The organism is Microcoleus sp. CAWBG27, assembly GCF_020883145.1.
Lineage (GTDB): Bacteria > Cyanobacteriota > Cyanobacteriia > Cyanobacteriales > Microcoleaceae > Microcoleus.
Window position 1 is genome coordinate 5,558 of record NZ_JAHREU010000085.1, and the last position, 20,482, is coordinate 26,039.

Consider the following 20,482-nt stretch of genomic DNA (forward strand, 5'->3'; position numbering starts at 1 on the left):
CCTTACTACAAACCAGGTTCGTAGTGAGGACTTCAGTCCTCATAAAACTCGACGAGACCGAACTTTTAACTACAAACTTACTGATAAAAATCCCTCAGACAAAGGACTGAAGTCCTTACTACAAACCAGGTTCGTAGTGAGGACTTCAGTCCTCATAAAACTCGACGAGACCGAACTTTTAACTACAAACTTACTGATAAAAATCCCTCAGACAAAGGACTGAAGTCCTTACTACAAACCTGTGTATTTATACTTTAGGCAATTCTCAATTTCCAACCAAACAATCTAATTCCCGTTGCATTTCGGTGGTAACTCGATCGAAACAAGCATCAACATAATCGCGATCGCCCGCAGCTTCCTTACCGTACCTCTCAAACACAATCGGTTCGCACACGCGAGTCCGAATTTGCACGGGAAAAGGCAGATTTGGCAAAGGCCCAATACTCAGCCCCCAAGGCAATCCCAAATACACCGGAAATACTACCGGATCGATGCCCAACAACCACGGCATCCCCAATTCATGCAATTGCTTAACTTCTTCGTACAAATCTGCCAAAACTATTAAAGTATCGTGGGCACCGTGCGATATAATTGGTACAATTGGCACTTCTTCTCGCAATGCTAACTTAATAAATCCCTTACGTCCGGCAAAGTAGATTTTATTACGCAAGTGATAGGGACGAAAAGTATCTTCGGCGCCACCAGGATACACCAGAACCGGGGCATTTTTTCGCAAAGCTGCGATCGCCATTTTCGGATGTGCTTTGATTGCACCGCACTGCACCGCCATACCAGCAATATCAGCAGAAACGTCCCAAACCGTCGGGTGCATCAATCCGTAGGCCAAGCGTTCCGTACCGTACCTGTGGAACCATTCGTATAGGAACATAAACATATCAGGAGCGGCGATTCCCCCGTTGTGAGAGCCGACAATCAGCATTTTTCCGCGTGCGGGGACGTGGTGCCACCCGTCGCTTTGGACGCGAAAATAGTAGCGGTACAGCCATTCCCAGAGCGGCAGCATTAGTTTTATGAAGTCGGGATTGCGATCGTCCAAAGATAATCCGTCAAAGCGAGATGTTTGGCTGTTGTTTCTGGGGCTGGATGCAGAATATTTCATTGATTGGTGCTTAAGTGCGATCGGCGGCAAAAAAGTATTGTTTTAGTATTGCAAATTCTTGGAAATTGACATATACTTTATTTATAATGGGAATTGGAGACTTAAAAATAAAAAACTCACTATTTCCATTATTCTATATACATTCTCATAGTACAGCAAAAGACCGAGAAAAGTCAACACCATATTAGGCGATTTTTAACAGTTAAATCATAAATTCTTGGACATACTGCCTCAAGACAGGTGGCAAAGTATAAAAACTTCCTGTTTTGTCAATGAAGCAACGCCGCGATAAAGATTGCAGCGCATTGAGCAAATCTGGCGATCGCATAGTGCCATATTCTAGTAATTTTGTCAAATTGACTGGTTCACTTTCCCGACAAAACAAAGAGAGGACTTGTTTTTCTAGTTCGGATAGGCGACTAAACTGCTGCTGTAAAAAATCTTTCAAATCTTCCGGCAACAAAATGGTATCATTTAACAATAACTCATTCGCGCCAATTCCCAAGTCTTGAATCAGAGTCGCAACGCTTTTTAACCATAACGGATTGCCTTGGTAGCGATGAATGAGTGTTTCGCAGTTCTCGATTTCTGTTAATCCTTTATCTCGCAGTATTTCCCGCGCGGCCGCAGTGTCTAAGCCTGTGAGTTGTAAAATACGAATGGGAGTATTTTCGCTGGTGAGTTGAGGAACTTCTTTGGGTGGTTCCCAACCGATTAGCAGGAAGCAACTTTGATGAGAAAATGTTTCGATTTTTTTGAATAAAGAGCGATATTCTTCGTATTCTGGTTGATATTTTCCTGCTAATTCGCCGCTGCTGAACAAATTGTGAATGTCATCTAAGACTACTAAACACCGATGTTTTTGTAAATATTTAATTAGGGGTAATGCTTTCTGGTTGGTTGTGGGTGAATCTTGCTTGTCTGACTGCGAGAAAAACTGGATTAAGTTGGCCTCAAATTCACCCAGGGTGGGTGATGTGTCGAGATTGCACCAAATGACGTATTCAAATTCGTCTTTTATTTGTTGTACGAGTTGTACTGCTAGGGATGTTTTGCCGGTGCCGAGTCCGCCGATGATGGTTATGAGGCGACTGTTTTGTTGTAGAATCGAGGTTGTGAGGGTTTGGAGTTCGGAAGTGCGATCGAAGAAAGCACCTAATTCCGGCATCTCGCTTAAATCTTGATGCGATGTTTGTTGATTTGGTGGGTGTGAGTTTGGTATGTTTGGCGGGTGTCTAGCTTCTCCACAAATGTTGAAACTACCTGTCACATTTTGTGTCACGTTTTGTGCAAAGTTTAAAAGATTCGAGTTTTGTAACCTCTGCATAGCTGCTCTAAAATTCGTTTTACTGACTTTTTCTTCTAACTCTTCTGAAAGTATCTGCCATAATTCTGAGCCTACTTTCCTCACACTACTGGCTGAACAGTCAAAATCTTTGGCTATGTGCTTGTATGTTTCACGTTCTACAGTGCCTTTTAGTACCGCTTCCTGTACGTCGTCTAGGTGTGCACCAGTTTTCTCGAAGACTATTTTGTCTGCTAGTTTTAACGCTTCTTTTAGGTTCATTTGGCTCAGCAACTATTAGTTGGCTTGTATTATAGCTCGAATTTTACTACATTTTAATACATTTTGATACAAATTTAAATTAAATTAAGGATCGCTGGAGGCAGACTGGGAACAAAGTTGAACATTTTTGGGCTAGACAAAGCTTTGATTTATAGGGATTATAGGAGAAGTATAAAGCGTCACCGTAAGGATTGATTAGTTGCAGTTCTATCCAATTTAATGGTGTATTCTAACGCAGTGGCTGTCTAATTAAGGATTAGCTTTCAAAATTGATTTCCACTAAGAATAGAAAAAATAGTTATCCGTCAAAAAAGGAACCAGCAAATGAAAACAGCATATCAAAAAAATCGAGTATGGCGGTTTTTCACCTTTTCAATGCGTTCATTACTAATCGCAGGATTGATAGTGACTACTTCGGCTATCTCTATCTCTGCGTCATCAAGAGCTCCTGGAATAATTGATAGCCCTCAAGAGGGAACTTGTCGAAGCGGACGTAATCGAGAACGTGTCACTTGTTATTTCCCGTCGGTGACATGGACATACGGTAATGCTCTCGCTGTTGAATATAAAGGTGGAAGTGGGGCTGATGTTTTCTGGTACACTGCTCAAGAGATTCAAGGGGCATCATTTTCTGGAAAAGTAACTGCTAAAATAGAAACACAGGTTGTTAGTGTTGGTGGAGAAGTAGAATTCAAAGATGATGGAAAGCGATTAAACACACTCCAGCAAAAATGTATTATTGGATCGCCTCAACATAATCAGCAGACATATTGTCAAAATCCTTTCCGTGGATCTCCTGTTATGGTTCGAGTAGTTCCTCACAACAACAATTGGGAAACAACTTTCCTGGTTCATAACGATCCCGCAATACGTTAGCAAAATTCGTAGTGCGATCGCCCTTACTTATTGGTTGGGTTGAAGCAAGGAAACCCAACCTCTTTTTCCACTCACAATCTTATCCATTTCTACTATTCTAATGTAAAGATTATACGAATAGCGATCGCCTATAACACCCTTCGGGAACACGCCCCATGCTAACTTTCAGTTCCACTTACAAATATTGATCCACTTTTAGTTTTCACTTAAGCCACAAACTTAGGAGGTAAGATGACCGAGAATCGAAAGCCAGAAAAAGCAAAAGATTTCAGCGAAAAGTTCCTGCAAATATCAGGTAAGGTCTTTGAAGTTCTTGGAAAAATCATCAAATGGTGGTTCTGGATCTCAATGTTTTCAGTTGGAGTAATATTTTGGCTTCTTGACCTTTGGTTAGGTGATGGTCGTAATCCTATCCCTGCTCCTTGGGATAAGAAGCAACCTGAATTCGATCCAAATCAGTTCCGAAACAAGTTAGAGAATGCTACGGTTGAAGACCTTATTAATCAGTTTAACAAACAGTTTGAAGAACTTGAAAATGGCAATAAGCTAGAACCTGAAGAGAAAAGAGTTATCCGCAAAATCAAAGGTTTAGATCGCTCAAAACTGCGCTCTCAAGTTGTGAGAGATAATTTGGATATAAACGAACTTGAAATACTTTTTCTGTTGCTTTTGAAACTACTTAGTGGTGAATTAGGGTAATCTCATGGGAATGGGACAGTGGACAAATCAGGTGGTTACACCAGGCTCCGTCTTTCATAACAGGTACAATATTCAGCCTGGTGAGTATTCGATGATGTACGATCAATATGCACAAGAGTTTCTTATCAAAGATGCTAAAACAGGTAAAATTGTAAAGAGAGAGCAACTTAGTTCACCATTAGACCTTGTTATGTTGATCTCGCATTTGCATATATCTGAGAAAATAGATCCAGAAATAGCTAAAGCTCTCGAACGAGGAGAAACGCCTCAAACTACAGAACTCATAGACCATCATATTATTCCAGTGCATCTTTGGGATAAATCGGAACTGATAAAACAGGCAGTGAAAATAACAAATATAAATATGAATGGGGCAGAAAATATAATTCCATTGCCTAAAAAAATTCATAAGTCATTTCATGGAAAGAAATCAGGTTATTCTGAAATGATAGTTGAGCGCCTTCGAGATGAATGGAATCATCTTGTTGACTATAAATTTCATAATAATCCTTGCGAAGTTGAGCGAACTGTACTATCGCTTATAGCTGCTATTAGAGATGATTTAGAAGATTTGGTACAGGAAGAACTTTCTATAAGAGATTGGTATAGTGAAGCACTTTTTAATATGTTCAAAAAAAAGCCTAAGTCTAATTAAAAATTGCCCCTTTTTCAAGAAACCGGGTTTCTCATATAACTAAAGCATCCCAGCCAAGATTTTGTTCAGAAAGCCAGTTTCTCACCCCCACGCGATCGCCCTTTCTTCTTTCAGATGACCGATCGCCTAAAATAAAATATCGATCGACACTCGTTATAATCAAAGTATCAATCCTCCACCAGATGCCACGATGACTATCAAAGAACTCCTGATCCAAGAAATCGATAGCACCCCTGACGAAGTGCTGGCGGATCTTCTCAGCTTGGTGCGATCGCTCAAATCGCCTCTACACCCCCAACTCAATACCTACGAACAACTGCTAGATCGCATCGATTACCTCGAAGCAATCATCGGCATTCGCAAAGGACTTGAAAGCTTCGATCGAGGTGAAGGAATACCAGTAGATCGAGCTATGACAGCCCTACAGCAGCAGTTCAACATACCTCCCCGTCTATGAGTTATCAAGTCCTAATTTAACCACCCGCCTTTGCTGACATTGAAACTGCCTATCGTTGGATGTACAATTATTTGAGTGCTAATGCTGCAAATCATTGGTATTACGAGCTTCAAGACGCGATCGCATCTCTACAACAGTTTCCTTACCGTTGCTCAGTCGCACCCGAAGCTGCCATTATTGGTAGGGAAATTCGACAACTGTGGGTTGGAAAAGGAAGAAACTATAGGATTCTGTTTGTGGTGGAGGAGGATACCGTCGCGATATTACACATTCGCCACCGCCGTCAAGCGCCTTTAGATATCGATCCACCAGAGTAGTCGTATCAAATAGTCAATAAAAAATCTTGCACTTCAAATCAAATACCAAATACTGCGATGATTTTACGAGTTGCAATGCTTGAGTTAAAAAAGAGCGATCGCCCTTTGTTGTTTCAGATGACCGATCGCCTAAAATGAAAGAGCGATCGCCCTTCACACCAAATACCAAACACTGCCATGATTGCGCGGAGTGCGATCGCCCTTTGTTGTTTCAGATGCGCGATCGCCTAAAATGAAAGAGCGATCGCCCTTATCTAATTCACCGCCAACCAACCCGACATATTCAGCAGTTTTCTTGACCAAATCATCCAAATCTTTAGGCTGTTTTACTTGCCTTCTCCCTTTTTCGTTTGCGCCGTTCTGCTACTGTTTGCTTGGTAAACTCTATTTCCTCAAAATCTACCTGCATTACCGCCGTTTTAAACTCCAAACCCAAAGCCAAGCTAATATCAAGAATTTCCGTCAAAGTCGCGCTTTGATAATTTTTTTTCTCGTATTCCTTGATGCGTTCTGGGTCAATATCCAAAGTTTCCGCTAGTTCTTCCTCACTCATTTTAGCTGCCATTCGAGCTTTAATTAAAGCATCCGACAGTTTATTGAAATTCTCAACTACAATTTCGATCGGCTTGCTCTTGTCCCACGCCATCAATCTTTCATATTCAGTTATTTCTTCATGTAATTGATCCAAATGGCATTGTATGACACTTCGACCGGATTCCCATCTGGGAAAGTCCTTTCTTTTTGCTTCTTCATCTCGCTCCATTGCTGCTATAGTTTTGTTGAACTTTTCTACCCATTCTTTGCTGACTTCATACTGTAATTCATTTTCGATCATGGTTCCCACCTCATTAAATCTATCGCTATAATTCCTTTCTTATTTTTGTCTCTGTCAAGTTGAAAAAATTCAAAGGAATTTTGACCGTAATTGCCTACAGGTTCGTCGGAGGGAAAAATCTCCCCTCTATACTTAGCTTTTTGGGCATTTCGATCGGAATGATTGAACAATCTAGGAGCATTCATTCTCAAATACTCCCTATCTAGAGTTTCGCGATCGTAACAAGCATCAAAGTCATTAGGGTTTGGTTCTATGGTAACAAAACTACCATTAATATAGATAGTTCTAGCACCCGCTTCTTTTAACTGGGTCATTGCCAGTCTCAAACCCCGTATCAGGTTCTCTCTTTTAAAATTCGTACCAAATCTCTCCTCAAACTCCTCCCATTCACAGAAATGAACTCCCGGTGGTAGATTGCCGTTTTCATCGAATTCTGGAATCACTTGCTCACACTCATTTCACACATTAACGATTCGTCTCTTGATCTTACCATAGTTATCATTATAACTCACCACTATCCAGACGACAGACTCGCTATAGGTGTAGAGGAAGAGATTGCCCGATCGCCCCTGACACCAAATACCAAACACTGCGATGATGCTAGGAGTTGCGATCGCCAATTCCCTACTCATAGCGATCGAGACTCGTTATACTCTAAGTATCAATCCTCCACCAGATGCCGCGATGACCATCCAAGAACTCGCGATTCAAGAAATCGATCGCACCCCTGACAAACAGTCATCATAGAGGCTTCCTCGCTCAGCAACCAGGAGAGTATTCGCAGCTTCTAGCGACCAAATACCTGCTATCTATAATACCAAATAAACAACTAATGACTAATGACCAATGACCAATGACCAATGACCAATGACCAATGACCAATGACCAATGACCAATGACCAATAACCAATAACCAATAACAAACAACCAATAACAAACAACCAATAACTAATCACAATTCAGCATAAAAGTCAACACAGTTTCATCAATTCCCTTGAGTTGCAGCGGCTTATATTTAACAATTCGATTCTCCTCAACATAATCTGCAACCGCCGCCGAAATCAGCACAGAGTTTGGTTCCGCCACCTCTTGCAAACGGGCGGCAATATTCACGCTCGGCCCGATCGCAGTATAATCCGATCGATCTGGGCCGCCAAACATCCCCACAACCGCAGTACCCTGGTGAATACCGCAGCGAAACCGCACCGGAGGCACCCCATTTTCCCCCACAATTCCCTGCTCCAACCAGCGCTCGTTAAGTTGCTTCAGAGCTCGCAGCATTTGCCCCGCAGCAGCTATAGCGCGGCGTACTTGCTCGTTTGGCGTTAGTTCCTCCGGCGCGCCAAAAAGAGCCATTACCGCATCTCCCACAAACTTGTCCACCGTACCGCCACTATCAAAAATAGCCTTAGTCATTTCCGCCAAATATTCATTCAACAGCTCAGCTACCCGGCGCGAGCGCAGCGTATTTGCCATTTGAGTAAAACCGACAATATCGCTAAACAAAATAGTAATCAATCGCGGTTCCGGGCGCAAATCCAAGGCTAAATCTCCCGCCGCAGCAGCTTTCACCATCGACGGCGGCAAAAATCGGCGCAGCACCGACTCTGTTAAATAACTGTTCAACTGCTGCACCCGGCGCTCGTTTTGCTTGAGGGCGATTAAATTCCGCACTTCTGCCAACAATTCGCGATCGTTAAAAGGCTTCGACAAATAAGCATCGGCACCCCGTTCTACTCCTTCAATCCGAGTATCTGCATCGGCTTTAGCAGTTAGCAAAATTGCCGGAGTTCCCCGCAATTCTTCATCCTGTCGAATCATCCGAATCAAATCCAAACCGGAAATTACAGGCATCATCAAATCTGTGAGAATTAGATCGGGACGGCGGTTTTTTGCCACGTCAAATCCCTCTTGTCCGTTGCGGGCGAGCAAAACTGCAAAGCCTGACTCTCGCAGAATTTCCGACACATAAAAGCGCAAATCGGGATTGTCGTCAACCACCAAAACCGTGCCAGCTACTGTTTCAGAATTTATCGGTTCTAGAGCCTCAAAGTTATGATTTTCTGCTTCATCTTCTGACAAGTCAGCCTCCACATCTGCCAGTTCCACCGCAGCTTTGGATGCGTGAAACTCGGCGGGGATTTCCAGTACCCGTTCTGGGGGCAAATGAGTCGAACCGAAGTGCAGCCAAATACTAAAAGTAGTACCTTCGCCGTAAACAGAATCGACGGAAATTTGACCGCCGTGGAGTTCGACTAATTCTTTGACAAGTGCCAAACCTAAACCGCTGCCTTCGTAGGAACGGCTCGCAGAACCTTCGGCTTGGTGAAAGCGCTCGAATAAATAGGGAATTTGTTCGGTGCGAATGCCGATGCCGGTGTCTTTTACTTGCAACAAACAGTGAGCGCCCGCTGGTTCAACTGTGAGGGTGATTGTTCCCCCTTCTGGGGTGAATTTAACAGCATTTGATAGCAGGTTGTAAATAACTTTGTCAAATCTTTCAATATCCAAATAAAGTAAAGGACAGTCTTGCAGTTGGGTAATTAAGTGCAGTCCTTTTTTGTCGCAGTAGGCGCGGAAAGACTCTGCGGTAGAGTAACAGAAACCGACTAAATCGCACGGGCGAAAACTCGGCTGCATCCGTCCTGCATCTAGGCGCTGCAAGTCCAGCAGTTGATTTACCAAGCGCAGGAGGCGGCGGGAATTACGCAAGGCGATGACGGCTTGTTCGTAGGGTAAGTCTTCTTTGCGGCCGCAAGCTGATTCTAGAGGGCCGATAGTTAGGGTGAGAGGGGTGCGGAATTCGTGGGAGATATTTTGGAAAAATTCGGTTTTGAGCCGATCGGCTTCCAAAAGCCGTTCTGCCTGCTGTCTGGTAGTCTGGTAGAGGCGCGACTGCTGCACCGCCAAAGCAGCTTGAGTTGCAACTATTTGAGCCAAGTCAATGTCTGAGAGGTTCCAGCGGCGGGTGCTGCAATTTTGGCGCAGGGAAATGCTGCCGATGATTTTGCCTTCGGAGATTAAGGGAACGACTAACAGAGCCCTGGCTGGCGATCGCACTTGCAGTTCTGTAACATTTAAATCGGGGCGTTCGTTGAGGTCTTCAATCGCCACCGGCTCTTTTGATACCATAACTTGCAGCAACACCGGATTGCCGCGAATCGGCACCAAAGACTGCGGCAGGGAAGGATGGGCAAAAACCCAGCCGGGAGGGTTCGCAGCAGCACTCTCAGCAGCAGTTTGAGGGCTTGGAGGATTCGCAACTACCTCTGAATTGCTAAAACCCTGTTTGACAGCCACGGTATCCCTATTTGTGTCGTAGAGGCCAACGCACTGGACATACTCATCATCTTCTGTCCACAAAGATAGGGCGCAGCCGTCAACTTGCAAAGCTTGGCCGAGTTGTTGAGTAATGGCTGCAAAAATATTTTGGGGGTCAAGGCTCGATCGAATTGCCGTAGTAATAGTATTGACTAAGGTCTCGCGCTTTGCCAGCGCCCGCACCTGTTCGTAAGCCCTGGCCTGAGAAAGGGCCAAAGCCGCTTGATCTGCCACCGTAATTACTAACTGTACCTCGTGGTCTTCCCACTGGCGCGGTCGATCGAACTGGTGCAGCGCCAAGACTGCCATCAGTTCCATTTGGTAAAACAGCGGTACGATTAAGCTCGATCGAATATTCGCAGCTTGGTAAGCCTGCAATCGCTGCTCATTGTCCCAGCTTAAAACTCGATCGTCAGTTTGAGCATCTTGAATCACCTCCACATCCAGAGTTTCCCAAACCAAATCCGGCAGCAAATCCGGCGAAAGTCTGGCCGTCGAAGCATCTCGTCTAGCTTCAGAATCGCCCCGCAACCCTTTAGTTTCCGCCTTCTGGTAAACGAACCACTCATCAGCCACCCGGCCGTCTTGGAAGGGGCGCAGCAAACAGCAACTCACCTCAAACATCTGCCCGACAGTTTCCACAATTCTTTGCAGCATTTGCTGGTAATTGGGAGCCGATCGAATAGTATTGGTAACGGCATAAAGCAGCGATTCTTGCGAGAGAGCCCTGCGGAGTTCATTAGTGCGGGCTTTCAGGACATTGTGAGTATCAACAGCTTGACTGACAAGAGCTCTGAGTTCTTCAGCATCCCAAGGCTTGGTAACGAATTTGAATACTTTGCCAGCATTAATAGCTTCAACTAAATCTTCAACATCCGTATAGCCAGTTAAAATAATTCGGATCACATCGGGGTATTGAGCCGCAGTCAGGCTGAGAAACTCTGTACCGCTCATTTTTGGCATTCGCTGATCGGAAATAATCACAGCAACCTCTCCCTCTTTTGCCAAAATTTCGAGGGCAGCGGGGCCAGATTCGGCTCTGAGCACTTTATAGTCTCGATGGAATGTGCGGTAAAGCAAGTCGAGGTTATCCGGTTCGTCATCGACGATTAGAAGTTTGAGCTTAGGATTTGATTGGGAATTCATGCACCGTTCTCCTGTGCCCCGGGGCAGTTCGATTTAATAAGTCTGTTGAAAAAAAGAATTCGCAGGTTTCAATTGCACGAGTCATACCATTTACGATTTGTGATTTTCGATTGGGATGACTTATGGCATAAGAGTTTGGAGTTTGCCTGCAGTTGCATTATTTTTTGAAACTGGTGTCACACAAATTCGTGAATCTGAAGTTGTTGTGAGTGGGTCGAGGCAAGAATCAACCTTGATTTTTAATTTATGGGTTTTCAATTCCGAATTCTTCGATCGCCACAGTTGCCTGTAGTGCACCCCAATTTTATTATTTAATGATATTCACAAGAATCTCGTCTTGCGGGAAGTGTTCTTAACCCCTCACCTCTATGTTGAGCGTGAAAATAGGAATCCGCAACTTTTAACTGCCCTCTGGATATCTCATAATACATAGGAATAATCGTCCCGATTGTGAGTGGATTTGCCTTTCTTTATGTGCTATTATCGCTCATCTTCCTGTTTTATTTGGTGTGTAAAAACTGTCTGTAGCAGAATACAAGAGACAACCAACATCTTCCCCTGTGTTTTTGCTGCCTAGGTGACAGCAACTTTCACATTCTGCCAAGGATATGGCTTTCCTCTCCGGCCCCTGTGTCCCTGACTGATATTCGGGGGGGGGACAGACAGACAACACAGGCGGGGAAGTGCGAGTGACGCAATTGCTGTACCATTTTAGTGAGACTGGCACTTTTTGGGCAGAGCGCGGCATTTTTTATGCCTCGTCCAGACCAACGCCCAAGGCAATTACTGCGGCGAAACACCGCTATCTCGAGCATCCATCTGTTAATCTTAGCTAGGGATGTACTCTGTGGAAACCGATCGAGCCGCTCGATCGAAGTTTTGAAGCTCTCGATCGCCCGCAGCACAGTATCGCAGCACAATATCGCTGGACAATATCTAGCCCTCCGGCGCAACAGGTAAGGCCTGTTCGCGAGGGGACGGGCTTGCTGATTGCCCAGCACTGCTGAAAGCTGGGTTGTCGGGTTCTGGGACAGGCAGCCAACATCCGACTTGCGATCGCGCCCGCTATTAGTCTAGTAGATAGTTGATATTGTCAATTACGGCTAAACGGATAAATTATATTCGATCGGGTATTTCCGCAAGCAGAGAGCGGTACGCTTCCGGGAACCAGACGTTAAAACCTTTTTGATTGTTTTTAATAACTTTCCCGCTACCCACAAATCTAGTATAAGGGATGGGTTTTTATTGGAAATAAATCTAGTCTAAAATACTGAATACTTCCAATTTACATCAGATAATATAGCGGTTATCAGAAAGATGAGGTACGTTGTTGGGCTTGGGCCCTCTTGGTTTAAGGGTTATATAAGCTGTCAGTTATACCTCATCTTTTTGAGAAAGGCTATAGTTAGAGTAAATTACAAAAAGAATGTGATTGAATCGCATTCATAAATTCTGAGTATAAGTCATACAATTGAACGTCTTAAATTTAAGATATTAAATTTAAGATATTAAATGACGAATATCATGATTGGGAGTTAGTATAAAGTTACATTCTTTTTTTTAAAGTGATATTACATTATCACCAGAAGTGAAATTTCTCAGATGGGCAGATCTGTAACCCGCGTAGAAAAATTAATATAGTGACCTCGAATTGTGAATCCTTCCTTTTTTTCCTCAGCTTCTCACCAACAACAAACTCCCGGACTTTCTGGCTTTTCGATCCGGGTTGCTGCATCGAATGACTTGACGCAACTAGCGGATATTTTGGCCATGAGCTTTCACTCCCGCGAGGGGTTTGTAGAATGGGTGTATCCAGTGTTGCGTTTAGGCATTTACGAAGATTTAAAAAATCGACTGCGTTCTAAGGCAGAGCACTACATTTGTCTCGTTGCTGAGCTAGTCTCGCGGGAATCAGGAATGCAGAATTATCGATCGCACCAAACTCAGTCTATAGCAGGAACAATAGAAATGGCTCTGCGTTCTCGATTCCCTTGGCAAATACCGAATTCCGACTATCCTTACCTGTCGAATTTAGCAGTTCACCCGGAATATCGGCGGCAGGGAATTGCTCAACAACTGCTCGACAACTGCGAGAATACAGCCCGAGAATGGGGATTTTCGGAGATTTACCTCCACGTTTTGGAAAATAATCACGGGGCGCGACAATTGTACTATCAAGCAGGCTACCGCTTGCAACAGGTGGATTGGCATTGGACTTATTGGCTGTTCGGCCAGCCGCGCCGGCTATTTTTACGCAAGGAGATTTCCCTCTCATCAACTAAGTATGGGTAGTGGTGCATCAGCGCCTGCTTTTCACACGCTCAATCGTTATGGAGAAAGGGTTGTATCAATTGCATCATTGAAGAAAGCAGCACTACCCAATTTCTACCTGCTGCTTCACTTCTAGTTGAACTTGAGCCTCAACAAATAGCGATTCCTTGATAATGAATTTGTTCATCAGGCTTGAGATTGTTCGAGAAATTTTTGTCTCCGAGAGGCGTAAACTGCCAAATCTGCCTCGGTGAATCGGGTTTTTTGCCATGAGGGACGAGACATTAGTCGATCGCACCAAGCTTGAATTTTGGGATATCCGTCTATGGATACACCCACCCAAGATAGCAAAGGAACAACAGTACCGGCAACGCACTCGGCATATGTTACACTGGTGCTACCGAAAAAAGGGCGATCGTCCAACAAACCTTCAAAGAATGTCAGCACAGTATCGACTTTTTCCTTAGCCTTTTCGATTACCTGCGCTTCAGGAATTCCCCAGCCCATTCTTTCACTACTGAGGGGGTAAAGTGCCGGCCCAAGTTCGTTAACTGTGACCAATTCTACCATTTTCACAATTGCCAAATCTTTCGGATCTTTCGGCAGCATGGCCGGTTCGGGATACTTCGCTTCTAGATAGTCAAGAATTGCCAGAGACTCAAAGACGGTGAAGTCACCATCGACCAAAACAGGGACGCGATGAAAAGGATTCATTGCCACAAATTCAGGTTCCAAGTGATCGCCGTCCAAGTGGATTTCTACTAATTCAAAATCGAGGTTTTTTTCTAAAAGGGCGACCCACACGCGGCTGGAGTTGGTGGAAATGGGAGTATGGTAAAGTTTCATAAATTTTGTGTCTGGTTGTTGAGAGAGTGAGGTTTTGGGGGTTGAGTTGCCGATCTAGTGGCTCAACGTATTTAGATTTTAGTCAATTTTACACGATATGGAATTGTCATGGCAAATCCACATTTATCTACTTTAGCTACATCATATTGAGTTAATTTCCACCTGCTGCTCTACTTCTACTGCAACTTGAGCCTCTACAAATGTAGTGTAAATGGGAATATTCGATGCTAATGCTTCAAAGCTAATAACTAGAGAATAGGGTGCTTCAGCATCAGGATCGTTGTTCCAACCTTCATGTCCAACTACTGCAATACAGAATGCTTCTCTGAGTTCAAATGACTTGACAACAGTCCAATCCTTTTGAACAGTTCCCGCGCTTCTAGAAACACCATCAATTTTTCCATAGTTTTTCGCTCTTTTGCCAATAGTCCACTGAAAAACTGTCTCTCCCTTTTCAGTATTTTCTGAAGCATCATACTCTTTCAAAATCCTAGCCAGAAACTTTTCTGGATTTTCTCCCTTTTTACTACAATCCCAATCCAGCCAAGTTGAAAGATATTTTCTACGATTTCTACGAGTTCGACGCGGTTGTGCTTTGTAAGATAGAGTCACTTCTACCAGAATCTCATATTCTTCTCCCTGACTACGCAATCCTTCTGGCAATTTGACTTGGTAAACATGAGCTTCTTTTGCCTTGATAGGACGATTCCCTCTGGTAATCAAAGTGATGCGATTGGGAGAATTGCCTAAAGCGCGATCGATATTTGGAATTCCATAACCAATTTGACGAATGACGTGGAGTTTTTCTATATTATCTGCCATTGTCCACTCTGGCCATCTGGCTGATTGGACTATCAGCGCACGGTATAAAAGGCAACTTTCATCAGGTAACTCAGCAGCAAGACGCGCTGCAATATGGCTGACTTTTGGCGTAGCAAATGACGTTCCAATATTGTCAGCAGCAACTCCTGGCCCACCATTCAAAGTCGATCGTACTAATTCAGGGCAAACTTTTTGGCAAACTTCTTTACCTGAAATAATCTTAGGTGGTATTGATTCATCTTTTACTAAGTCGCCGCCATATTCAACTACTTCTGGTTTAATTGTATCCCAAATTCCTAACCCAGAGCATGAAAAAGCTGAGGGTTTATCCTTTTGTGATATTGAAGAATAGGGTAGTACATGATAAGAAGCTATAGAAATTGAGCCAACAGTTAAGGCTTGAAAACTTTGTGCAGGGTTAGCAATTCTACAAGAATCTTCTAAAAGATAATCTGGACATGACCGATTTGCTACAAGATGGTCTTGGACAGATAATCTTGTGAAGCCGATTTTTCCATTTGATGGTAGATTGCCGGATGCTACAATAAACAGGATATCCTTTTCCCATGTCAAATTATCAATCCCTGCCGCCCAAGCACTCATATATTGGGTACGACATGGAACAGACCCAGTGATAGAATGGTTAAAAATTCGTGTTTTTGTTTGACTGTGATAAAACTCAACAATATCACCCAGTAAATTAGGTGGAAATAGCTGCGTAGGTAGTTGACATTTAGCATCAAGAATTCTCGCATTTTGAATCCAGCAAACAGCTTGTTTATTTCCACTACGAGGTATAGTTATAGGGTAAATGACTGCGCCAGCTACCCTGGTTCCATGTCCGCCATCGCTAACATAGTCAGCAGTTTGGTTAGTTTCTCCAGGAACCCAAGAACGTGAATTTGGTGAATCAATTACTGCTCTTAAAAGAGGATGTCTTTCCTGAATACCACTATCTATAATACATACTTTAGGAGCATTTGATTCGGGCGGTTGTAATTCAAAAGGGGGAGCGTCAACATTCGATAAACCTTCCTGCTGAAGAATTTCAGCAAACTTATCTGTTTCGCTGACATCAAAGATATAAGGAAAGTTAAGAACTAAATCTTTTAATCCTTTACCTGAAATTTGAATTCTACAGGAAAAACTATCGGGTAATTTAGCTGATTGAGGAATACTTCCATCAACTATATTTAATATTTTTCCATGATAATTTTCAATAAATTCTGTGAACTCATTTTCTCTCTCGGACTTTATCTCATCCCATTTTTCATAGGTCAGGTCACGTTTGTCAATCCAGCGATTAATTCTTTCTTGAAAATGTTCTGGAGTTTCATCTTTTTCTCTTTTTGGACAATCAGACAGCTTAGATTTAATACCTAAACAAGCAATACCTACATCAACTGTGTATATCTGGTCATCTTTAACTAGATCCCAATGTTCTATTAATTCTGGCGAAAGAATGTATTCTGGTTGATTTCCTTCAATCAAATCCCAGATTTCTGCAACTTTTCCACTGCGTCCTTCTCCCCTAATAAATTTTCCTATTTTATTTTGTAGTTCGCTAAGTTCTAAATCTGCTGATGCACCAATAATATATCCATCTTCTAACTCTGCAATTAGCTCAATTCCATAGGATTTAAGACTCTCTGGATCGAAAAGATTTGGATCTATTTTTAAGATAATACGTCTAGATTTAGGAAGCTCAGGTTGCTCTTCCTCTTCTCGTTTTTCTTGAGTATCTTTCCAATTAGCAGTTATGGATGACACAGAACTATTTAGCCTACTACCGTGTCCCCCTCTGTCACCAAAATTGGCGAGTGTTTGAGGATCTTTCTTCCTGCCTCCTCCTGGTGGGGTTGCAGCAGTTCCTTCTTTTGCAAACCTGAGCTGAATATGCGGAAATCCATCAGAACGTTCAACCATTGAGTTCTCCTGATACCAAAAAATAAGTTTATGTAACCTTGATTTCTTTAATCGCTTCTTCCAAGTGTTCGTGAATCACTAGCTCCTCTCGCTCAAGAATTGCCCGTTTAGCAGCATCTTGTGCCACCCTCACAGCTTGAGCAGCAGAAAAATCTCTCATCTGATCGATCAGCACAGGCCAGTTAATAGAGCCTACTTCCATAGCAGATAGTGTTTCTTTTAGGATAAATTCTAACTCTTTTTCTCCTGGCTTTGGTACTTCTATCAAATCATCAAATCTTCTCCACAATGCAGTATCAAGAGATTTCGTGAGGTTTGTAGCTGCTACAATCAGACCAGATGTTGGTTCATATTCATCCAAAATCTGAAGAAATGTATTTACCACTCGCTTAATTTCTCCTACTTCCTGATGGTCTTCTCTAGATTTAGCAATTGAGTCGCATTCATCAAGAAACAACAAACATGGATTTTTTGATGCTTCTTCAAAAACAAGCCTTAAATTACTCGCTGTTTCGCCTAAAAAAGATGATACCATTGCGTCAAATCGAACTTTGAGAAGTGGTAAACCTGTATTCCAAGCTAAACGCTCTGCTCCGAGTGTCTTACCGCAGCCGGGGAAACCGTACAGAAGAATTTTTTGTCTGTAGCGGAGTCCGTGATGAGCAAGCCTATCTCTTGCTGCATACTCACGCTCAATTCGCTGGAAACGTTTTTCAATAACTTCAGGAAGCACCATGTGATGCCGCAGTTTTTCCCTTCCTATGACAGTCACTAAAGGAAGATTTAATCGCTTGCTCGTCGGCAGTTCGCTTAGAGCTTGTCGGCTTTCTGTTACTGGCGAAGCTGTTTTGCCGTTAGAGGTCGATTTCTCTTTCGGGCTCTTTTTGGCAATATTCTCTAATTGGTCGGCTAGTAACGTGTGTCCCTTCTGGCGTTCTTCCTGAATAACTAGGTATGTCAATTTGTCGATCGCCTCAGTGTCGGCACTGGCGATCGCCCTAAATAATCTTTTGAGAACTTCTGCTTTCATAGCGCCTCTCAGTGTACTAGAGAGAACACCATTATAACTTGATTTATTAATCAACTAATTAAATAAAATAAAGTAGGTGGGGGCGCTACCGCCCTCACCTACTTTAAAGACTATCGATTAATAATCGAAGTCGCCGCCGCCCATGCCGCCGCCAGCGCCAGCAGCAGCGCCGTCCTTCGGTTCAGGCTTGTCAACGACGATACACTCGGTTGTCAGCACCATGCCGGCAATAGATGCAGCATTTTGCAGAGCAGAACGAGTTACCTTCGCAGGGTCAACGATACCAGCTTCAAACATATCGACAAACTCATTTGTCGCTGCGTTGAAACCAACGTTGAATGGCTTCTCTTTGACGCGCTCAGCGATGACAGCGCCATTCAAACCAGCATTTTCAGCAATCCGCTTCAGAGGAGCAGCCAAAGCACGGGCCACAATCAATGCACCGGTCAATTCTTCGCCCTTGAGGGTGCTGTTAGCCCACTCTTCCAATTGAGGAGTTAGGTGAGCCAAAGTTGTACCGCCACCAGGAACGATGCCTTCTTCGACAGCAGCTTTGGTTGCGTTGATCGCATCTTCCAAACGCAGTTTGCGATCCTTCATTTCAGTTTCAGTCGCAGCGCCGACTTTGATCACTGCTACGCCACCAGCCAATTTGGCCAAGCGTTCTTGCAGCTTCTCTTTGTCGTAGGAAGATTCGGTTTCGTCCATTTGACGGCGAATTTGTTCGCAACGAGATTTGACTGCGACTTCATTACCTTCGGCAACAATTGTGGTGCTGTCTTTGGTGATGGTGATGCGGCGGGCTTTGCCGATCATGTCCAGTTTGGTGTTTTCCAGTTTCAAACCGGCGTCTTCGGTGATCAGTTGACCGCCGGTCAATACGGCGATATCTTCTAACATGGCTTTGCGTCGATCGCCAAAACCAGGTGCTTTAACAGCAGTTACATTCAACACACCGCGCAGTTTGTTGACAACGAGAGTAGCTAGTGCTTCCTTCTCAATGTCTTCTGCAATGATCAACAGCGGGCGGCCGGAACGAGCTACTTGTTCGAGCACTGGTACTAAGTCTTGTACCAAGCCGATTTTCTTGTCTGTCAGCAAGATGAAGGGTTCTTCCAGAATCGCTTCCATCCGTTCGGTGTCGGTGACGAAGTAGGGAGAAATGTAGCCTTTATCGAAGCGCATCCCTTCGGTGATTTCGAGTTCGGTGGTCATAGATTTGCCTTCTTCAAGGGAAATCACGCCTTCCTTGCCCACTTTGTCCATGGCGTTGGCAATCATTTGGCCGACTTCATCGTCGTTACCAGCAGAGATGGAGCCGACTTGAGCGATGGATTTGGAATCTTCTACTTGTTTGGCGTGTTCGGCAATCTTTTCTACCAAGAAGCCGGTTGCTTTGTCAACACCGCGCTTGAGGGCGATCGCATTTGCACCAGCAGCTACGTTCCGCAGGCCTTCTTTGACCATTGCGTGGGCAAGAACGGTAGCAGTTGTGGTGCCGTCGCCTGCTGCGTCGTTGGTTTTGGAGGCGGCTTGACGAATTAGAGCAACGCCTGTATTTTCGACGTGATCTTCTAGTTCGATTTCTTTGGCGATGGTTACGCCGTCATTGACGATTTGAGGAGCTCCGAATTTCTTTTCGAGAACGACGTTGCGTCCTTTGGGGCCGAGGGTAACGGCGACTGCTTCGGCGAGAATGTCCATACCGCGTTCGAGGGCGCGACGTGCATTTTCGTTATAGATGATGCGCTTAGCCATAGTTTTTGGGGATGAGAGGGTTTGAGATTTTAGATTGGGGATGGATGGCGAGTCATTTGTCTTGTGTCATTAGTTGTTTGGCGGCGTTCGCTTTAAACTAATGACTGATGACTGATGACTGATGACTAATGATTAATTAGTTGACGATCGCCAAAATATCTTTTTCGGCTAACAAGACGTATTCGTCAGTGCCGAGTTTGATGTCGGTACCGGCATACTTCGAGTAGAGAACTTTGTCGCCGACTTTGACTTCCATTTCAACGCGCTTGCCGTCGTCGTTGCGCTTGCCGGGGCCCACGGCCGCAACTTCGCCTACTTGGGGCTTTTCCTTAGCTGTGTCGGGTAGAAGGATGCCGCCGGCGGTTTTTTCTTCGCTAGCGCTTACTTTCACGAACACGCGCTCGCCTAGCGGTTTAACGGTAGAAACACTCAGTGATACTGCTGCCATAAATAAATCTCCAGATTACAGATCCTAGTCAGTTAGCCGTCAGTGGTCGCGATGAAAGCAACGGCTGACTGCTTACACTGACATATTAGCACTCTCGACTCCTGAGTGCTAATTTAGCTTTAGTAAGGGGCGATCGCAACTTATCTGTCTGTACGGGTTCCCGAACCGAGGATGAGGGTTCAACAGTTGACAGTTGACAGTTGACAGTTGACAGTTGGGAGATTGGAGGAGATTAGGGGAGATAGGGGGAGATTGGGGGAGATTGGGAGAGATTGGGAGAGAGGGGGAGAGGGGGAGAGGGGGAGAAATTAAAATCAGACTATTCATTACTCCAATCCTCGGACTTAAGGGTAGAGGTCGCTCTCCCATGGTCAACTGTCAACTGTCA

At 44.1% G+C, this 20,482-nt stretch carries 18 protein-coding genes and 1 pseudogene; 7 read left to right on the forward strand and 12 right to left on the reverse strand.

All coding sequences use genetic code 11. The annotated features are described in order from the left end of the window. Positions 1–265: 265 nt before the first annotated feature. Entirely contained in the window at positions 266–1,120 is an 855-nt protein-coding gene (locus tag QZ938_RS29550) for a glycerol acyltransferase (RefSeq protein ID WP_293147568.1), read from the reverse strand. 202 nt (positions 1,121–1,322) lie between these two features. Then, positions 1,323–2,687 (reverse strand): NB-ARC domain-containing protein, encoded by a 1,365-nt coding sequence (locus tag QZ938_RS29555; RefSeq protein ID WP_293355241.1) that lies wholly within the window; start codon positions 2,685–2,687, stop codon positions 1,323–1,325. Between the two features lie 324 nt (positions 2,688–3,011). On the opposite strand from QZ938_RS29555, the gene QZ938_RS29560 reads away from it, so the two are divergent. From QZ938_RS29560 to QZ938_RS29570, 3 genes are all read left to right on the forward strand, one after another. Next, a complete protein-coding gene (locus QZ938_RS29560; RefSeq protein WP_293147572.1) occupies positions 3,012–3,563 on the forward strand; it encodes a hypothetical protein in 552 nt (183 codons plus the stop codon). A 231-nt stretch (positions 3,564–3,794) separates the two neighbouring features. Continuing rightward, the gene (locus QZ938_RS29565) at positions 3,795–4,262 is read left to right on the forward strand and encodes a hypothetical protein (RefSeq protein WP_293147573.1); all 468 of its coding nucleotides are present in this window, start codon (positions 3,795–3,797) and stop codon (positions 4,260–4,262) included. Between the two features lie 91 nt (positions 4,263–4,353). Next, the gene (locus tag QZ938_RS29570) at positions 4,354–4,917 is read left to right on the forward strand and encodes an AHH domain-containing protein (protein WP_293147575.1); all 564 of its coding nucleotides are present in this window, start codon (positions 4,354–4,356) and stop codon (positions 4,915–4,917) included. Between the two features lie 31 nt (positions 4,918–4,948). Here the strand turns inward: QZ938_RS29570 and QZ938_RS29575 are convergent, their stop codons facing one another. Beyond that, the gene (locus tag QZ938_RS29575; RefSeq protein ID WP_293147577.1) at positions 4,949–5,080 is read right to left on the reverse strand and encodes a hypothetical protein; all 132 of its coding nucleotides are present in this window, start codon (positions 5,078–5,080) and stop codon (positions 4,949–4,951) included. A gap of 27 nt (positions 5,081–5,107) precedes the next feature. On the opposite strand from QZ938_RS29575, the gene QZ938_RS29580 reads away from it, so the two are divergent. Together QZ938_RS29580 and QZ938_RS29585 are read left to right on the forward strand one after the other, a co-directional pair. Further along, the gene (locus tag QZ938_RS29580; protein ID WP_293147579.1) at positions 5,108–5,374 is read left to right on the forward strand and encodes a hypothetical protein; all 267 of its coding nucleotides are present in this window, start codon (positions 5,108–5,110) and stop codon (positions 5,372–5,374) included. Positions 5,375–5,406: 32 nt separating this feature from the next. Beyond that, a pseudogene (locus QZ938_RS29585) lies at positions 5,407–5,691 on the forward strand (type II toxin-antitoxin system RelE/ParE family toxin); the annotation flags it as partial. 153 nt (positions 5,692–5,844) lie between these two features. Here the strand turns inward: QZ938_RS29585 and QZ938_RS29590 are convergent. Genes QZ938_RS29590 through QZ938_RS29600 form a run of 3 tightly spaced genes read right to left on the reverse strand, consistent with a single transcriptional unit; the run spans position 5,845 to position 6,969 of the window. Then, positions 5,845–6,003 carry a hypothetical protein gene (locus QZ938_RS29590; RefSeq protein WP_293355244.1) on the reverse strand — a complete coding sequence of 53 codons (159 nt, stop codon included), beginning with the start codon at positions 6,001–6,003 and terminating at the stop codon, positions 5,845–5,847. A gap of 4 nt (positions 6,004–6,007) precedes the next feature. Then, on the reverse strand, positions 6,008–6,526 hold the full coding sequence (locus QZ938_RS29595) for a helix-turn-helix transcriptional regulator (protein ID WP_293355247.1): 519 nt from the start codon (positions 6,524–6,526) through the stop codon (positions 6,008–6,010). Beyond that, positions 6,523–6,969, reverse strand: a complete 447-nt coding sequence (locus QZ938_RS29600; RefSeq protein ID WP_293355250.1) for a hypothetical protein — start codon at positions 6,967–6,969, stop codon at positions 6,523–6,525. The genes QZ938_RS29595 and QZ938_RS29600 overlap by 4 nt, the downstream gene beginning before the upstream one ends. Positions 6,970–7,120: 151 nt before the next feature. Here QZ938_RS29600 and QZ938_RS29605 point away from each other — a divergent pair, with 151 nt between their 5' ends. Next, positions 7,121–7,273, forward strand: a complete 153-nt coding sequence (locus tag QZ938_RS29605) for a hypothetical protein (RefSeq protein ID WP_293355253.1) — start codon at positions 7,121–7,123, stop codon at positions 7,271–7,273. A gap of 201 nt (positions 7,274–7,474) precedes the next feature. Here the strand turns inward: QZ938_RS29605 and QZ938_RS29610 are convergent, their stop codons facing one another. Further along, on the reverse strand, positions 7,475–10,993 hold the full coding sequence (locus QZ938_RS29610) for a response regulator (RefSeq protein ID WP_293355256.1): 3,519 nt from the start codon (positions 10,991–10,993) through the stop codon (positions 7,475–7,477). A 1,653-nt stretch (positions 10,994–12,646) separates the two neighbouring features. On the opposite strand from QZ938_RS29610, the gene QZ938_RS29615 reads away from it, so the two are divergent. Then, positions 12,647–13,285 (forward strand): GNAT family N-acetyltransferase, encoded by a 639-nt coding sequence (locus QZ938_RS29615; RefSeq protein ID WP_293355259.1) that lies wholly within the window; start codon positions 12,647–12,649, stop codon positions 13,283–13,285. Between the two features lie 165 nt (positions 13,286–13,450). Here QZ938_RS29615 and QZ938_RS29620 read toward each other — a convergent pair whose 3' ends face one another. The 5 genes from QZ938_RS29620 to groES all read right to left on the reverse strand — a co-directional run bounded on the left by QZ938_RS29620 (position 13,451) and on the right by groES (position 20,094). Next, entirely contained in the window at positions 13,451–14,110 is a 660-nt protein-coding gene (locus tag QZ938_RS29620) for a glutathione S-transferase family protein (RefSeq protein ID WP_293355262.1), read from the reverse strand. A 141-nt stretch (positions 14,111–14,251) separates the two neighbouring features. After that, positions 14,252–16,858 (reverse strand): S8 family peptidase, encoded by a 2,607-nt coding sequence (locus tag QZ938_RS29625; RefSeq protein WP_293355265.1) that lies wholly within the window; start codon positions 16,856–16,858, stop codon positions 14,252–14,254. A gap of 28 nt (positions 16,859–16,886) precedes the next feature. Continuing rightward, a complete protein-coding gene (locus tag QZ938_RS29630; RefSeq protein ID WP_293355268.1) occupies positions 16,887–17,888 on the reverse strand; it encodes an ATP-binding protein in 1,002 nt (333 codons plus the stop codon). A 117-nt stretch (positions 17,889–18,005) separates the two neighbouring features. Continuing rightward, complete coding sequence (gene groL, locus QZ938_RS29635) at positions 18,006–19,646, reverse strand: chaperonin GroEL (protein ID WP_293355271.1); 1,641 nt, start codon at positions 19,644–19,646, stop codon at positions 18,006–18,008. A gap of 136 nt (positions 19,647–19,782) precedes the next feature. After that, complete coding sequence (groES, locus tag QZ938_RS29640) at positions 19,783–20,094, reverse strand: co-chaperone GroES (protein ID WP_194008182.1); 312 nt, start codon at positions 20,092–20,094, stop codon at positions 19,783–19,785. Positions 20,095–20,482 lie beyond the last annotated feature (388 nt).

What these genes read in the sequence shown, in the direction of transcription:
- QZ938_RS29550 (WP_293147568.1), bottom strand. Translation starts at nt 1,120, where the DNA reads ATGAAATATTCTGCATCCAGCCCCAGAAACAACAGCCAAACATCTCGC.
- QZ938_RS29555 (WP_293355241.1), bottom strand. Translation starts at nt 2,687, where the DNA reads ATGAACCTAAAAGAAGCGTTAAAACTAGCAGACAAAATAGTCTTCGAG.
- QZ938_RS29560 (WP_293147572.1), top strand. Translation starts at nt 3,012, where the DNA reads ATGAAAACAGCATATCAAAAAAATCGAGTATGGCGGTTTTTCACCTTT.
- QZ938_RS29565 (WP_293147573.1), top strand. Translation starts at nt 3,795, where the DNA reads ATGACCGAGAATCGAAAGCCAGAAAAAGCAAAAGATTTCAGCGAAAAG.
- QZ938_RS29570 (WP_293147575.1), top strand. Translation starts at nt 4,354, where the DNA reads ATGATGTACGATCAATATGCACAAGAGTTTCTTATCAAAGATGCTAAA.
- QZ938_RS29580 (WP_293147579.1), top strand. Translation starts at nt 5,108, where the DNA reads ATGACTATCAAAGAACTCCTGATCCAAGAAATCGATAGCACCCCTGAC.
- QZ938_RS29595 (WP_293355247.1), bottom strand. Translation starts at nt 6,526, where the DNA reads ATGATCGAAAATGAATTACAGTATGAAGTCAGCAAAGAATGGGTAGAA.
- QZ938_RS29605 (WP_293355253.1), top strand. Translation starts at nt 7,121, where the DNA reads ATGATGCTAGGAGTTGCGATCGCCAATTCCCTACTCATAGCGATCGAG.
- QZ938_RS29610 (WP_293355256.1), bottom strand. Translation starts at nt 10,993, where the DNA reads ATGAATTCCCAATCAAATCCTAAGCTCAAACTTCTAATCGTCGATGAC.
- QZ938_RS29620 (WP_293355262.1), bottom strand. Translation starts at nt 14,110, where the DNA reads ATGAAACTTTACCATACTCCCATTTCCACCAACTCCAGCCGCGTGTGG.
- QZ938_RS29625 (WP_293355265.1), bottom strand. Translation starts at nt 16,858, where the DNA reads ATGGTTGAACGTTCTGATGGATTTCCGCATATTCAGCTCAGGTTTGCA.
- QZ938_RS29630 (WP_293355268.1), bottom strand. Translation starts at nt 17,888, where the DNA reads ATGAAAGCAGAAGTTCTCAAAAGATTATTTAGGGCGATCGCCAGTGCC.
- groL (WP_293355271.1), bottom strand. Translation starts at nt 19,646, where the DNA reads ATGGCTAAGCGCATCATCTATAACGAAAATGCACGTCGCGCCCTCGAA.
- groES (WP_194008182.1), bottom strand. Translation starts at nt 20,094, where the DNA reads ATGGCAGCAGTATCACTGAGTGTTTCTACCGTTAAACCGCTAGGCGAG.